Source organism: Caballeronia arationis (genome assembly GCF_001544975.2).
In the GTDB taxonomy this organism is placed as follows: domain Bacteria; phylum Pseudomonadota; class Gammaproteobacteria; order Burkholderiales; family Burkholderiaceae; genus Caballeronia; species Caballeronia arationis.
The window spans coordinates 1-15,449 of the sequence record NZ_FCOG02000077.1 but is presented as its reverse complement, the minus strand read 5'-3'; the positions used below and the strand labels follow the sequence as shown (position 1 = coordinate 15,449).

Here is a 15,449-nt window from a genome sequence, read left to right as displayed (position 1 = left end):
AAGCCTGAGGCGACCATGTTGCAAATGTCCAGGCGACAGTTCCTGAAGGTCTCCGCGAGCACGCTCGCCGGATCGAGTCTAGCCCTCATGGGCTTCTCGCCGGCGCCCGCGCTTGCAGAGGTCCGCCAATACAAACTGTCGCGCACCACAGAAACACGCAATACCTGTCCGTACTGCTCCGTCGGCTGCGGCATCCTGATGTACGGCCTCGGCGACAACGCCAAGAACGCGAAGTCGAGCATCATCCATATCGAGGGCGATCCCGATCATCCGGTCAATCGCGGCACGCTGTGCCCGAAGGGCGCCTCGCTCATCGACTTCATTCACAGCCCGAGCCGTCTGAAGTATCCCGAGTATCGCGCAGCCGGCTCCAATGAATGGAAGCGCATCTCGTGGGAAGACGCGCTCGATCGCATCGCGGCCCTGATGAAGGAAGACCGCGACGCGAACTTTGTCGAGACAACGCCGGACGGCAAGAAGGTGAACCGCTGGCTGACCACCGGCATGCTCGCCGCGTCGGCCGGCAGCAACGAAGTCGGATACCTGACACACAAGACCGTCCGCAGTCTCGGGATGCTCGCGTTCGACAATCAGGCTCGTGTCTGACATGGCCCGACGGTGGCAGGTCTTGCCCCGACGTTTGGCCGTGGAGCGATGACGAACCATTGGGTCGACATCAAGAACGCGGACGTAATTCTGGTGATGGGCGGCAATGCCGCGGAAGCGCATCCGTGCGGCTTCAAGTGGGTGACCGAGGCGAAGGCGCACCGCAAGGCGCGTCTGCTGGTGGTCGACCCGCGCTTTACGCGCACGGCATCGGTCGCGGATTTCTACGCGCCGATCCGAACCGGCACGGACATCGTGTTCCTTGGCGGCGTGATCAACTATCTGCTCACGAACGACAAGATCCAGCACGAGTACGTGAAGAACTACACGGACTTCCCGTTCATCGTGCGCGAGGACTTCGCGTTCAACGACGGCATCTTCTCGGGCTATGACGCCGACAAGCGCCGCTACGACAAGTCGAGCTGGGACTACGAGCGCGGCGACGACGGCTTCGCGAAGATCGATCCGACGCTTACGCACCCGCGCTGCGTCTACAACCTGATGAAGCAGCACTACTCGCGCTATACGCCCGAGCAGGTCGAGAAGACGTGCGGCACGCCGAAGGAGAAGTTCCTCAAGGTCTGCGAGATGCTGGCGTCGACGGCCGTGCCGGGCCGCGCGGGCACGATCCTGTATGCGCTCGGCTGGACGCATCACTCGGTCGGCGCGCAGATGATCCGCACCGGCGCGATGGTGCAGTTGCTGCTCGGCAACATCGGCATCGCGGGCGGCGGCATGAACGCGCTGCGCGGGCATTCGAACATCCAGGGCCTGACCGACCTCGGCCTGATGTCGAACCTGCTGCCGGGCTACATGACGCTGCCGGTGGAAGCCGAGCAGGACTACGAAGGCTACATCGGCAAGCGCGCGACGCAGCCGCTGCGGCCGAACCAGCTCTCCTACTGGAAGAACTATCGAGCGTTCTTCGTGAGCTTCATGAAGTCGTGGTGGGGCGACAACGCCACCGCCGAGAACAACTTCGGCTATGACTATCTGCCGAAGCTCGACAAGTCCTACGACATGCTCCAGGTGTTCGAGCTGATGGCGCAGGGCAAGATGAACGGCTATATCGCGCAGGGCTTCAACCCGCTCGCGGCCGCGCCGAACAAGGCGAAGATCGGGCTCGGGCTGTCGAAGCTGAAGTGGCTCGTCATCATGGACCCGCTTGCGACCGAAACCTCCGAGTTCTGGAAGAACTACGGCGAGTTCAACGACGTCGATGCGTCGAAGATCCAGACTGAGGTGTTCCGCTTGCCGACATCGTGCTTCGCGGAGGAGCGCGGCTCGCTCGTGAGTTCGAGCCGCGTGCTGCAATGGCACTGGCAAGGTGCGGAGCCGCCGGGTGAGGCGAAGAGCGATCTCGAGATCATGTCGGGGTTGTGGCTGCGCATTCGCCGTGCTTATCAGGAAAAGGGCGGCAAGTATCCTGATCCGATCCTGAAGATGACCTGGCCGTACGCGGACCCGAAAAGCCCGACGCCCGAAGAAATCGCGATGGAGTTCAACGGCCGCGCGCTCGCCGACGTCACGGACGCGGTCGACAAGACCAAGGTTCTCGCGAAGAAGGGCGAACAGCTGGCGAGCTTCGCCCAGTTGCGCGACGACGGCACGACGGCTTCCGGCTGCTGGATTTTCTGCGGATCGTGGACACAGGCCGGCAACCAGATGGGCAGGCGCGACAACTCGGACCCGACGGGCATCGGCCAGACGCTCGGCTGGGCGTGGGCCTGGCCGGCGAACCGGCGCATTCTCTACAACCGCGCGTCGTGCGACGTGTCGGGCAAGCCGTTCGACCCGACCCGCAAGCTGATCGCGTGGAACGGGAAGGCGTGGACCGGCCCGGACATTCCCGACTTCAAGGCGGACGAGCCGCCCGAGAACGGCATGAATCCGTTCATCATGAATCCGGAAGGCGTGGCGCGCTTCTTCGCCCGCGACGGGATGAACGAAGGTCCGTTCCCGGCGCACTACGAGCCGTTCGAGAATCCGCTCGGCTACAACCCGCTGTATCCGGACAACAAGCAGGCCGTCAGCAACCCGGCGGCGCGCGTGTTCCCGGACGACCGCGCCGCGTTCGGCACGGCGAAGGACTTCCCGCATACGGCGACCACCTATCGTCTGACCGAACATTTCCACTACTGGACCAAGCACGCGCGGCTGAACGCGATCGTGCAGCCGCAGCAGTTCGTGGAGATCGGCGAGGACCTGGCGAAGGAAGTGGGCGTGGTCGCGGGCGATCGCGTGAAGGTATCGAGCAACCGCGGGCACATCGTCGCGGTGGCGGTGGTCACCAAGCGGATCAAGCCGCTGATGATCGAAGGAAAGAAGGTGCAGACCGTTGGTCTCCCGTTGCACTGGGGCTTCAAGGGCCTCACGCAGCCGGGCTATCTCGTCAATACGCTGACGCCTTCCGTGGGCGACGGGAATTCGCAGACACCCGAATTCAAGTCGTTCCTGGTCAAGGTGGAAAAAGCATAGGGGAAAAGAGATGGCTCTGCAATCACTGGATATCAAACGCGTCTCCGCCACCACGACGCCGCCGCCCGAGATTCGCGAACCCGTGACGGGCACGGTCGCGAAGCTGATCGACGTGTCGAAGTGCATCGGCTGCAAGGCGTGCCAGACGGCGTGCATGGAGTGGAACGACCTGCGCGACGAAGTCGGCGATTCGATCGGCGTGTACGACAACCCGCGCGACCTGACCGAGCACTCGTGGACCGTCATGCGGTTCTCCGAGTACGAAAATCAGGCAGGCGACCTCGAGTGGCTGATCCGCAAGGACGGCTGCATGCACTGCGAGGACCCGGGGTGTCTGAAGGCGTGTCCGTCGCCGGGTGCGATCGTGCAGTACACGAACGGCATCGTCGATTTTCATGAAGAGAACTGCATCGGCTGTGGCTACTGCGTGACGGGCTGCCCGTTCAACGTGCCGCGCATTTCGAAGCAGGATCATCGCGCGTACAAGTGCACGCTCTGTTCGGATCGCGTCGCGGTCGGCCAGGAACCGGCCTGCGTGAAGACCTGCCCGACCGGCGCGATCATGTTCGGCACCAAGGAGGACATGCATCATCAGGCGGCGGAACGAATCGTCGACCTGAAGGAGCGCGGCTTTGCGAACGCCGGTCTGTACGATCCGGCAGGCGTGGGCGGCACGCACGTCATGTATGTGCTGCACCATGCGGACAAGCCGACGCTCTATCACGGCCTGCCCGAGAACCCGCACATCAGTCCGATGGTCTCGCTGTGGAAAGGGCTCGCCAAGCCGCTCGCGCTCGCCGGCATGGCGGTCGCTGCGGTCGCTGGATTCTTCCATTACACGCGTGTCGGTCCGAACGAGGTGAGCGTGGAAGAGGAACTCGAAGCGCAGCGGGAAGGCGAGGAAGCGCTGCAGCGTCGCAAAGAGGAGCGTTCAGATGAAGCACGATGACTTGAAACCTGAGTTGAGGGATGTCGAGGGCAATCGTCTGATCATCCGCTATACGCCCAACGAGCGCAGCAACCACTGGATCACCGCGATCACGTTCGTGCTGCTTGCGCTGTCGGGCCTCGCCATGTTCCATCCGGCGATGTCGTGGCTCTACTTCGTGCTTGGCGGCGGACAATGGACGCGCATCCTGCATCCGTTCCTCGGCGTCGTGATGTTCCTGTCGTTCCTGATTCTGATGCTGCGTTTCTGGCATCACAATTACCTCGACAAGAGCGACATGCAATGGATGAAGCAGATGAACGACGTGCTCGCCAACCGCGAGGACAAGCTACCCGAGATCGGCCGCTACAACGCCGGTCAGAAGCTGCTGTTCTTCGTGATGGTCGCTTGCCTGTTCCTCTTGCTGGCAAGCGGGATCGTCATCTGGCGGCGCTACTTCTCGTTCTACTTCCCGATCGGGATCATCCGGCTCGCGTCGGTGGTGCATGCGGTGGCGGCGTTCGTGCTGATCGTCGGCATCATCGTGCATATCTACGCGGCGATCTGGGTGAAGGGATCGGTCGGTGCGATGACGCGCGGGACCGTCACGTATGGATGGGCGAGGAAGCACCATCCGCGGTGGTTCAGGGAGATCATCGGAAAGTAGTTCGTTAAGCGCCCGTTGTTTCGGGCGGCTGAGGCCACCGCGTCCTCTTCGGGGCGGTGGCCTTTTCATTTGGCGGCGCATCCTGAGCCCGGGTTTTTCGTTGTCCGCTGCGACGCCGGATCATCGAAACTGCTATTCTTCAACCAGTTTTTCGGGCCGAAAATTCTGTCGCGCGGGCTTGCGTTCATGGTGTCGTGCACGGTGCCGATACCCGTCTCGATGGCCTTGCCAGGCGCGCCGTTTCCGGCCATTCACGTCTCACGAGGTACCTTGTGGTCCAACGCATTCTCGAACCCGAGCAGATTTCATCGCTCGATCCATCTGCAATTCCGCGCATCCGCATGCCCGAGCGCGCGGCGGTTTTTCCGGCGCGCGCGGCGCGCCTGCGCCAGCTCGCCGATGCCCGCAATCCGATCGCGGGCTATCTGCGCCTGATGGCCGCGCTCGCCGATGCGCAGCAGGAAACGCTCGCCACGTTCGAAGCCACGCCGCCGAGCGCCGAACTGCTCTCAAGCGCACAGCAGCATTCGATGCCGCTGATTCCCGCGCTCTCGGGCGTGCGCGATCCGGCGTGGCGCGAGGTCCTGCTGCGCCTCGTCGACAGGATCGAGGCAGCGGGTCCGGCCACACCGGCGCTCGCGCAACTGTTCGCGAAGCTGCGCGCGTTCGATGCCAGGACGCTCGACGCCCAGGCCGACGCCATCTTCGCCCAGCGCTTCGCGGAAGTCGATCCGGCCAGTGCGCCGTTCATCACGGCCGCGCTGCAGGTGGTATGGACCGACCTCGCGAGCCGTATCGACCAGTCGCAGGTGCCTTATCTCGACACGCCGGGCCTGTGCCCGGTCTGCGGCTCGCATCCGGTCGCGAGCGTCGTGCGGGTGGGCGGTGTCCACGATGGCTATCGCTACCTGCAATGCGGCCTGTGCGCGACCGAGTGGCATATGGTCCGCTCGAAATGCTCGAATTGCGATTCGACCAAGGGCATCGCGTATCACGCGATCGGCGCCGCCGATGCCGACAAGGAAGCCCGGGACGCGCAGGCGAAGGACGCGCCGCTCAAGGCCGAATCGTGTGACGAGTGCGGCACGTATCGCAAGATCGGGTATCAGAGCAAGGCGTACGACTTCGAGCCGTTCGCGGACGATCTCGCGAGCCTCACGCTCGACCTGCTGATGGGCGAGGAAGGTTACCGGCGCGCGTCGCCGAATCCGTGGTTGTGGCCCGAGCAGGGCGTCGAAGACCAGGACCAGGAATAACAATACGGGTAAGCACAAAGCGGGGAAGGCCGAGTGAGCGAAGTAACGAGTGTCGAACTGAAGTCGCTGATGGCGCGGGTGCCGTCGGTCGAGCGCGTGATGGCCTCTGCGGGCATGGCGCCGCTCGTCGGGGAATACGGGCGCACGCAGGCGCTCGCCGCACTGCGCCGCATCCTCGACGACTGGCGCTGCGACGCGCAGGCGGGCCGCGCATGCGTCGACGCGCTGGGAGAGGCGCGCCTCGTGCAGGCGGTCGGTGCGGCGCTCGCTGAACGCGCGCGCGGCAAGGTCCGCAGCGTCTTCAATCTCACCGGAACGGTTCTGCATACGAATCTCGGCCGTGCGCTCTTGCCTGATGAAGCAGTGCAGGCGGTCGTCGAGGTGCTGACACGCCCGGCGAATCTCGAATTCGATCTCGCGACCGGCAGCCGCGGCGACCGCGACGACCTGATCGACGCACTCATTTGCGAGCTGACCGGCGCCGAGGCGGCGACGGTCGTCAACAACAACGCGGCGGCCGTACTGCTCGTGCTGTCGGCGCTGGCGTCGAAGAAGGAAGTGATCGTCTCGCGTGGCGAACTGGTGGAGATAGGCGGCGCGTTCCGCATTCCCGACATCATGAGCCGCGCCGGCGCGAAGCTGCGCGAAGTGGGCACGACCAACCGCACTCATCTGAAGGATTACGACGAAGCCATCGGCGCGCGCACCGCGCTGCTGATGAAAGTCCATTGCAGCAACTACGCGATCAGCGGTTTCACGAAGGAAGTCGCGCTGCAGGAACTCGCGACGCTTGCGAAGGCGCGCAAAGTAGCGGTCGCGGTCGATCTCGGCAGCGGCACGCTCGTCGATCTGACGCAGTGGGGACTGCCACGGGAGACCACCGTGCGCGAGACCATCGACGCGGGCGCGGACCTCGTCACGTTCAGCGGCGACAAGCTGCTCGGCGGCCCTCAGGCGGGTCTGATCGTCGGGCGCCGCGATCTCGTCGCGAAGATCAAGAAGCATCCGCTGAAGCGCGCGCTGCGCGTCGGCAAGCTGACGCTCGCTGCGCTCGAACCGGTGCTGCGCCTTTATCGCGCGCCCGAGTTTCTGTGCGAGCGGCTCACCACGCTGCGTCTCCTCACGCGTCCCGCCGACGACATGCGTAACGCCGCCGAGCGCATCGCGCCCGCGTTGCTGGGCTTCGTCGGCGAAGAGTTCTCGATCGCGGTCGAGCCGATGTTCAGCCAGATCGGCAGCGGCGCGCTGCCCGTCGACGTGCTGCCGAGCTATGGCCTGACGATTCGTCTTGCGAGCGGCAAGCGCGCGGGACGCCAGCTCAACAAGCTCGAAAAGAAGCTGCGCGAGTTGCCGCGCCCGGTGATCGGCCGCATCGCCGACGACGCATTGCGGCTCGATGTGCGCTGTCTCGAACCTGGCGACGAAGCGGCGTTCATCGAGCAATTGCAAGCGCTGGACACGCGCGCATGATCGTAGGGACGGCGGGGCATATCGACCACGGCAAGACGACACTCGTTCGCGCGCTCTCGGGCGTCGATACCGACCGGTTGAAGGAAGAGAAGGCGCGCGGCATTTCGATCGAACTCGGCTATGCGTACGTGCCGCTCGCGAACGGCGACGTGCTCGGCCTGATCGACGTGCCTGGCCACGAGAAGCTCGTGCATACGATGGCAGCGGGTGCGTGCGGCATCGACTTCGCGCTCCTCGTGATCGCCGCCGACGACGGCGTGATGCCGCAAACGCGCGAGCATCTCGCGATCCTCGAATTGCTCGGCGTCACAGAGGGCGCGGTTGCGGTGACGAAGACGGATCGCGTCGATGCGGCGCGCCTCGCTGAAGTGCACCTGGAGATCGAAGGGTGGCTCGCGTCGAGCACACTGGGCGGCGCGCCGCTCTTCGATACGAACGCCACGCAGGAGAACGACCCGGGCGTCGCCGCGCTCGACGCGCATCTGCGCGAAGCGGCGGCGCGCTGGCGCATGCGCCGCGACGACGGTCTCTTCCGACTTGCGGTCGATCGCGTGTTCACGTTGAGCGGGCAGGGCACGATCGTCACGGGCACGGTGTTCTCGGGTCGCGTGAATGTCGGCGACACGATGCTGCTCGCGCCTCGCGGCGAACCGGTGCGCGTGCGCAGCATCCATGCGCAGAACCGCGCTGCGCAGACCGGGCGAGCGGGCGAACGCTGCGCGCTGAATCTCGCCGGGATCGAGAAGGACGCGATCGCGCGTGGCGACTGGATCGTCGATGCGCGGCTTCGCGAGACTTCGCTGCGTATCGACACCGAACTCACGCTCTTGCCCGATTCGGGAATGAACCTCACGCACTGGGCGCCGCTGCACGTGCATCTCGGCACGACGCATCAGGTCGCGCACGTCGCGCTGCTGGACGGCGACCTGCTTTCGGCCGGTGACACGGCGCGTGTGCAACTCGTATTCGACAAGCCCGTTTGCGCGCTGCCTGGCGATCGCTTCATCGTGCGCAATGCGCAGGCGAACCGGACGGTGGGCGGCGGACGCGTGCTCGATCCATTCGGTCCCGCGCGCAAGCGCCGCACGCCGGAGCGCCGCGCATGGCTCGATGCGCTCTCGGCGATGCTGGAATCGCAGCGCATCGACGGCTTGCTCGCGCAGGCACCGCATGGTTTGAAGCGCTCGCTCATCGAGCATCTGAGCGGCATGCCGGCCGAGTCGCTCGCACTGCCGGAAGGCACGCGTGCGGTGCCGTTATCCGGCGACGTGCTGTTCATCGCGGCGTCGCACTGGAGCGGTCTGCAGCGGCGGCTCGTCGATGCGCTGGCCGCGTATCACGAACGCTCGCCGGATGAGCAGGGACCGGATATGGCGCGCTTGCGTCGCATTGCGGCGCCGCTCGTTTCGGATGCGCTGTGGCGAGCGCTGGTCGATAGCTCGGTCGACGAGAAGATGATTGCGAGGAGCGGGCCGTGGCTGCATCTTCCCGCGCATTCCGTCACGCTCGATGACGCCGAGCGCGCGCTGGCCGATGTGCTGCTCTCTTCGATTGCGCGGGGGCGCTTCGATCCGCCGTGGGTGCGCGATCTCGCCCGTGCGCATGACGTGGACGAGGAACGCGTGCGGCAACTGCTTCGCAAGCTCGCGCGGCAAGGCGACGTGTTCCAGGTCGTGCGCGATCTCTTCTATCATCGCGAAGCGGTTCGCGAGCTTGCGCGGCTCGTGGCATCGGAGGCGGCGAAGCACGATGGCAGGCTTGGCGCGGCGCCGTTTCGCGACGCGAGCGCACTCGGCCGCAAGCGCGCGATCCAGGTTTTGGAGTTCTTCGACCGCGTTGGGTATACTCGCTTCCACCGCGACCTCCACGTGTTGCGCGTCGATAGTCGCTGGCAGGAGCTGATCTGATTTTTGGCTTTTGCCACGCGCGTTTTTTTCTCCGCAGGAAGGCATCCGTATCCGGTGGTGCGGCTGGGCTTCAAACCCAGTAGGGGGCGTCAGCCGCTCCCTGGTAGGTTCGACTCCTGCTGCCTTCCGCCCCGTGTTTTCAGGGGTTACATTCATTCCAAATTGTCGAATTACTTCTACAAATGTCGTTTACGACACGAGTAGCTTCCCCTGAGGGCTTTTGTTTGGCTGCTTTGAACACTTGCTAGGCAGCATGCTGTCGCTTTGGCAGACGGGCGCGATTCTTTTTGATACCTGATGCTAGGTGCGCCCTGTCTTTCGCAAGCTTCGTTTCACGGAAGGTAAGGCGAATCCCTGTTTCCTCGACCAGTTTTACGACCTTGCGTCTCGAGGGATAGGTCCCTTCCGCAGCAAGAGCAAAGTGGCATCGCTTGTAGACTTCGCATTTGGCGTCTAAGCGTGCTCGAGCGTTTCCGTCTCGGGACAGCTTTCCACCACGAACAAGCGCTTGATTCTCCCGGGGGTAGTTTTCTCGGAGGAAGCGTGGGGACACTCCGAGATGATTAGCTGCATCGAGGGCGCTAGCGCCTGGATGGGCTTGCATGAACTCAGTAAGTCCGGCGGCTAAGTCTTCACGTGGAGTCTTGTGGCCGACTTTTCGATTTGACTCAAACAGGCCGAACGGCAACTTATGACGTTGACGCAATCCTAACGTTGCCTTGTTGCCGAGCAGAACATCCGCGATGGTGCAGTCAAACAAGAAAGCTATACGAGCTACTCCGGTCAAGCTAGGGAGGATTCCCCGATGCATCCACCCGTGGACGTGCGACTTTGCCAGTCCGAGATAACGTTCCAAGGCCGCTGAATTTCCTCCAAAAAAGATATCGGCCGCATGTGTCAAGAACTCTGACAACGACAATTTCGTTTGTCCTCCAATTCGGGATACATCTTCCAGTAGCTCCGCCACCCGATGTGGCAACAACAGTACTGGATGGGGCCTCCTGCCAAGACGCAGTAGGCTGCGAATCGTAGATTGAAGATTGCGGGCGCTGCTGTCCGAATCTCGGATGCCATAGAAGCCAGAGACGGATGATAAGCCCGAGCCGAATCTTGGGGTCGGTGCGCGGCGAACGGCGAGGCGATTATGAAACGTCTTTTTTGGGGGCGTGAATGATGTACCCGGTCACTTGCGCAGCAGTCGAAGGCCGTTACCGACCACCAGCAGGCTGGCTCCGACGTCAGCGAACACGGCCATCCACATGGTTCCGAGGCCCGCAAGCGTCAAGACCAAGAAGACCGCCTTGATTCCAAACGCCAGCGTGATGTTCTGAATGAGAATGGAATGTGTGGCCTTCGAAAGACGGATAAAGGCGGGGATTTTTCTCAGGTCGTCGTCCATCAGCGCAACGTCGGCCGTTTCGATTGCCGTGTCCGTTCCCATCGCGCCCATTGCGAAGCCAATATCGGCACGTGCGAGCGCCGGAGCGTCGTTGATGCCGTCACCGACCATACCGACCATCGCCGGACCACCCGACAGACGCTCCACCGCGCGAAGCTTGTCTTCCGGTAACTGGTTGCCTTCAGCCTCGTCGATGCCAACCTGCTGCGCAATTGCCTGCGCGGTGTGCGGGTTGTCGCCGGTCAACATTGCTGTGCGTACGCCGAGATTGTGAAGCTCTGAAATGGCCTCGCGGCTGCTGTCCTTGACAGTGTCGGCGACAGCAAAGAGCGCGAGCACCCGAACCTTGTCAATCAGCATCACAACCGTCTTGCCTTGACGTTCAAGGGCGTCGAGTCGCTCTTCCAGTTCCGCAGAACAGCAACCGAGTTCCTCGACCAGACGATGATTGCCAAGCGAGTAGTTCCTTCCGTCGACTAAGCCGCGAACGCCTCGCCCCGGGATGGCCTCGAATTCTTCGACCGGGTATTGGGTGATGTTGTCAGTCTCCGCAGCTCGAGCGACTGCCATCGACACAGGATGGTCAGAACGGCCCGAAAGGCTCGCAGCGAGTGAACGGACAAGAGCAACATCGACGTCCGTGACACGGAGGTCGAACTCCGTCTGAACCGGTTTGCCATGAGTGATGGTTCCAGTCTTGTCCAACGCGAGCCACTTAAGCTTGCGCCCCTGCTCCAGATAAGTACCACCCTTGATAAGGATGCCTCGACGCGCGGCTGCCGCGAGGCCACTGACAATCGATACAGGCGTCGAGATGACCAGTGCACAGGGGCAGGCAATGACGAGCAGTACAAGCGCCTTATAAATCCAGTCGAACCAGCTTCCCGAAAAGAGAAGCGGAGGCACTATCGCAACAGCGATAGCTACGACGAACACAATGGGCGTATAGATGCGAGCGAACTGGTCGACGAACTGTTGCGTTGGCGCCTTCGAACCCTGTGCTTCTTCAACCGCGTGAATGATGCGGGCCAGCGTTGCGTTGTTTGCAGCAGCCGTAACCTTGTACTCGAACGAGCCCGATTCGTTGATGGTTCCTGCATACACCGTATCGCCTTCCGCCTTTTCGACGGGAAGGCTCTCGCCTGTGATGGGTGCCTGATTGATGGACGACCTGCCGCTAGTGATTTCGCCATCGAGCCCGATACGCTCGCCCGGCTTTACGCGCACGACTGCGCCGAGAGCGACGGAATTCGCATCGACTTCAGCCCAAGTGCCATCTATCTGTTTGACCGTCGCCTTTTCCGGCGCGAGCCGCACCAGGCCCTGAATCGCGTTGCGAGCACGGTCGAGGGATTTGGCCTCAATGAGCTCCGCAATCGTGAACAGCACCATGACCATCGCAGCTTCCGGCCACTGACCGAGGAGCAGCGCGCCCGTGACAGCAATGCTCATCAGTGCGTTGATGTTCAAGTTGCCGATGCGGATGGCAATCCAGCCTTTCTTGTACGTTGTCAGGCCGGAACCGGCCACCGCCAATAAAGCGAGTGCAGCGACGAGCAATGAGGGTTGGCCTAGCCAACTTGCGGCTTCAGAAGCAACCGCGATAACGCCGGCGAGCGCGAGCGGCCACCACGGCTTCTGCTCGGGCTGAAGGATGCTCGCCGGTTGTTCATCTGGGCCGGGCAGTTCCGGCGTAAATCCCAGCGACCGCAAGCCTTCGAGCACGGTTGGCAGCGCTTCGGGTTTGTGCACTACCGTCAGCACCCGTTGCATCAGATTGAATTCCATGCCCGTCACCGACGATATGCCCGCGAGCTTCTTTCGGATTTGTGCCTCCTCCGTCGGGCAATCCATCTGAAGGATGCGAATTTGCGTCCGGACCGCATCGACTACCGCCGTTTGGGCAGCAAGCCCGCCGAAAGTCAGGCTCGCCGGGGCGCAACAACTGTCGCCAGAAGCGTGCTCGCGAGCGGGGCTATCGCCGTGCTCACGACCGTGTTCGTGTGCACGACCGTTCCCGAGTTTTTGGTCAATCTCGCCGTCGCAGCAGTGGGCGTGTGCGCCCGAGCAGCAGTGTGCGAGCTCGTCTATGAGTCCAGTGCCAGAGCCGTGCTCGTGACGATTTTTCGAAGCTTGAACGTTCGACATGATGGTTTCCGTCCTTGATTTATGGTGTAGTAGACACCTTGGAGTAACTCCAAGGTCAAGTCGGGAAAGGAGAAAATCATGAAAATCGGCGAACTCGCACGACTCGCCAACTGCACGACCGACACAATCCGGTTCTATGAAAAGGAAGGGTTGCTGCCAGAAGCCGACCGAACGGAAGCGAACTACCGTAGCTATAACGAGAGTTACATCGACCGCTTGCGGTTCATCCGGAACTGTCGAGCATTGGACATGACGCACGATGAGGTCCGCGCGCTGCTTGCGGCATCAGACAGCGCGGCTCCCGGCTGCGGCGCCGTCAATGCGCTGGTTGACGAACACATTGGCCACGTGAATAAGCGTATCGACGAGTTGCTCCAGCTTCGCGAGCAGTTGACCGCGCTGCGCGAGGGGTGCGCAGGCGAGCAGCCGGTTGAGAATTGCGGAATCATTCACGGGCTGACGTCAATGGAGACCGCCCAGCCGAAACCGAAAGCTTCTCACTTGGGCTAGGTAACGGGCAGGCTGGCTAAGGCGTCGTTCAAACGACGCAGCATGCGATGGCGCACAGTCATGGACACAGCAGCACCGATGACCGTCGCGAGTGGCATGAACACGGCTATCCCAAAGCACTGCCGCGTCGGCCGCCTCGGCGCCGCGTGCCTACTGCCTAGGCGTGTTCAGAAGCCGCAACAGCCAGACTGTTGCATCGGGGGACACGTGTTGGTGCCATACGAGCAGTACACGCAGCAATCCCCGGGTTTCGGCCGGAGCAATGCTTTGCAATGCTCGCATTCGTAAAACCATGCGCAGGCTTCGGTGGGCATCGTCTCGTCTTTCCTATGCCCGCACGCTGGGCACGTGATGGTCGAATTCAATACGACCGCAGTCATCACCGCTCCTCCTTTACGTGCGACCCACTATCGGCACAACGGGACAAACCACAGAATACGGACTTCAGCACGGCCGAAGGGATAATAGTCAAATGCCGAGCGAAATAGTCGAGCTGACCCCAATGTACTGCAGAGAGGCGACAATCGGGATTGGGCGTAAACATGTGCACTAGAAAGAAACCTATCACTCGGAAGCGACGACTTCTAATATGCGCTCGCGACTTGATACGCGGTTCTGGAAAGACGCTCTCTCGCTTGGCGGACGCCGCCCCGTCGCAGCAGGCACCGCTTGTATGGTGCTCCTGTTCGTCCTGTTCCGTTTCCGCGTGTTTCAGGTGAGCGATACCTTCGACGACACATGGGCGTACACGCTCGCCGTTACACTGGCTGGGACTTCGTCAATAGCAGGCTTGCGGGTCGTCACGTTTAAAGCGCGCGAAAGATTCCGCGGTCACGCGGATGCGTTAGGGATTGCCACGACTGACCCTTTGACGGGGATTTTGAATCGTCGAGCGATAGGCGTCGAGATTGATGCGCAATGGAAAACAGCCCTGCGAACGCGTAAATCTCCCTCGCTGAGGTTGCCCTAGGACCTCGTTAAAGCAATTTTGCAGCAGGCTTAATTCGTCGCCTTTGTTCCCGTTTGAGCAAGCTCAACGCGCTATCGGCCATCGTTTCATCAGGCAGCGAAGCGAGGCTGTTCTGCAATAGTTCGCGACTGGCAACAGCATCATTGAGCGCGCCAAATCGATTCCGAAGCAGCCCTAAAGTCATGGCCCCAGGGTCATTCCGAGCGTGCCCGCAATAAATATCGACGCCAATTCGCTCGGGCGAAGGCCGAATGCGGCGATGATGGCAGGACCTGTGTACCCGATTGCTTGCGTGTCGAGTCCGTCGTGCGTATTTCGGCGAACGTGATCACCGATTCCGGTTTAACGTGATCAGTGAATCCGGAGGAAGGTGATCAGTCATTTCGGTGGATGGTGATCGCTGATCACCCGTTTCCGAAACGACTGATCATCTTGCCGAAACAGGTGATCACGTTCCCGGAATGAGTGATCACTGGACCGAAACAGGAACGCTATTTCGGTCTGGCGGTGGTGTTGCGTATGACATCAACGACGGGCGTTAGCCTTGTCTCTTTTATAGGGGACAGGTAATGCCGGCACATCGGATGAGCATGCGCAAATTGAAAGAAGTCCTGCGACTGAAGTGGGTGTGCGGCTTGTCGCACCGCCAGATCAGCCGGGCCGCGGGTATCAGCGTGGGTGCGGTATCGGCGTATGCAGCGCGTGCAAGCGCGGCCAATCTGGACTGGGCGAGCGTCGAACCGCTGGCTGACGACGAACTCGAGGCCAAGCTGAGGCTGCCGGCCGATCAGAATACGCAGGCCCGGCGTGTCGAGCTGGACTACGCGCTCGTTCATCGCGAGTTGCGGCGCGCAAACGTGACGCTGCAACTATTGTGGGAGGAGTACGTTGAGGCGCACCTCGGCGAGCGTACCTACCGCTACACCCAGTTCTGCCAGCGCTACCGCGACTGGGCGCAGACGCTCAAACGTTCGATGCGTCAGCAACACCGCGCCGGCGAGAAGCTGTTTGCCGACTTTGCCGGGCACACCATGCCGATCCTGGACGGGCGCGGTGGCGTTGCGTTTCGTGCGCACGTGTTTGTCGGTGTACTCGGCGCATCGAATTACA

The 15,449-nt window shown here is 62.1% G+C and carries 12 protein-coding genes and 1 tRNA gene; 10 read left to right on the top strand and 3 right to left on the bottom strand.

The window, feature by feature from the left end; all coding sequences use genetic code 11:
• Positions 1-15 precede the first annotated feature (15 nt).
• From fdnG to AWB81_RS29475, 3 genes are read left to right on the top strand one after another with little or no spacing between them, the layout of a single operon-like run.
• Entirely contained in the window at positions 16-3,084 is a 3,069-nt protein-coding gene (fdnG, locus tag AWB81_RS29485; protein ID WP_087135274.1) for a formate dehydrogenase-N subunit alpha, read from the top strand.
• A 10-nt stretch (positions 3,085-3,094) separates the two neighbouring features.
• Positions 3,095-4,033: a formate dehydrogenase subunit beta gene (fdxH, locus tag AWB81_RS29480; RefSeq protein WP_062640204.1), complete on the top strand. Its 939-nt coding sequence runs from the start codon at positions 3,095-3,097 to the stop codon at positions 4,031-4,033.
• Entirely contained in the window at positions 4,020-4,679 is a 660-nt protein-coding gene (locus AWB81_RS29475; protein WP_062640202.1) for a formate dehydrogenase subunit gamma, read from the top strand. The genes fdxH and AWB81_RS29475 overlap by 14 nt, the downstream gene beginning before the upstream one ends.
• 65 nt (positions 4,680-4,744) lie before the next feature.
• Here the strand turns inward: AWB81_RS29475 and AWB81_RS29470 are convergent, their stop codons facing one another.
• Positions 4,745-4,930 (bottom strand): hypothetical protein, encoded by a 186-nt coding sequence (locus tag AWB81_RS29470; protein WP_062640200.1) that lies wholly within the window; start codon positions 4,928-4,930, stop codon positions 4,745-4,747.
• A 21-nt stretch (positions 4,931-4,951) separates the two neighbouring features.
• Between AWB81_RS29470 and fdhE the strand changes: the two genes are divergently transcribed.
• The 4 genes from fdhE (at position 4,952) to AWB81_RS45890 (ending at position 9,441) form a co-directional block, all read left to right on the top strand.
• Positions 4,952-5,935: a formate dehydrogenase accessory protein FdhE gene (gene fdhE / locus AWB81_RS29465; protein ID WP_062640198.1), complete on the top strand. Its 984-nt coding sequence runs from the start codon at positions 4,952-4,954 to the stop codon at positions 5,933-5,935.
• A gap of 33 nt (positions 5,936-5,968) precedes the next feature.
• Positions 5,969-7,405 carry an L-seryl-tRNA(Sec) selenium transferase gene (gene selA / locus AWB81_RS29460; protein ID WP_087135273.1) on the top strand — a complete coding sequence of 479 codons (1,437 nt, stop codon included), beginning with the start codon at positions 5,969-5,971 and terminating at the stop codon, positions 7,403-7,405.
• A complete protein-coding gene (gene selB, locus AWB81_RS29455) occupies positions 7,402-9,312 on the top strand; it encodes a selenocysteine-specific translation elongation factor (RefSeq protein ID WP_062640196.1) in 1,911 nt (636 codons plus the stop codon). Before selA ends, selB begins: the two co-directional genes overlap by 4 nt.
• Positions 9,313-9,348: 36 nt before the next feature.
• Positions 9,349-9,441: transfer RNA gene (locus AWB81_RS45890), tRNA-Sec, on the top strand.
• A gap of 1,054 nt (positions 9,442-10,495) precedes the next feature.
• Here the strand turns inward: AWB81_RS45890 and AWB81_RS29450 are convergent.
• A complete protein-coding gene (locus AWB81_RS29450; protein WP_087135272.1) occupies positions 10,496-12,859 on the bottom strand; it encodes a heavy metal translocating P-type ATPase in 2,364 nt (787 codons plus the stop codon).
• A 78-nt stretch (positions 12,860-12,937) separates the two neighbouring features.
• On the opposite strand from AWB81_RS29450, the gene cadR reads away from it, so the two are divergent.
• Positions 12,938-13,369: a Cd(II)/Pb(II)-responsive transcriptional regulator gene (gene cadR / locus AWB81_RS29445; RefSeq protein ID WP_062640193.1), complete on the top strand. Its 432-nt coding sequence runs from the start codon at positions 12,938-12,940 to the stop codon at positions 13,367-13,369.
• 167 nt (positions 13,370-13,536) lie between these two features.
• Here cadR and AWB81_RS47135 read toward each other — a convergent pair whose 3' ends face one another.
• A complete protein-coding gene (locus AWB81_RS47135; protein WP_087135271.1) occupies positions 13,537-13,749 on the bottom strand; it encodes a GDCCVxC domain-containing (seleno)protein in 213 nt (70 codons plus the stop codon).
• Between the two features lie 293 nt (positions 13,750-14,042).
• Here AWB81_RS47135 and AWB81_RS29435 point away from each other — a divergent pair, with 293 nt between their 5' ends.
• On the top strand, positions 14,043-14,339 hold the full coding sequence (locus AWB81_RS29435; protein ID WP_062640191.1) for a nucleotidyl cyclase domain-containing protein: 297 nt from the start codon (positions 14,043-14,045) through the stop codon (positions 14,337-14,339).
• Between the two features lie 569 nt (positions 14,340-14,908).
• On the top strand, positions 14,909-15,449 hold a 541-nt coding region (locus AWB81_RS29430; RefSeq protein ID WP_144444208.1), incomplete at its 3' end, for a transposase.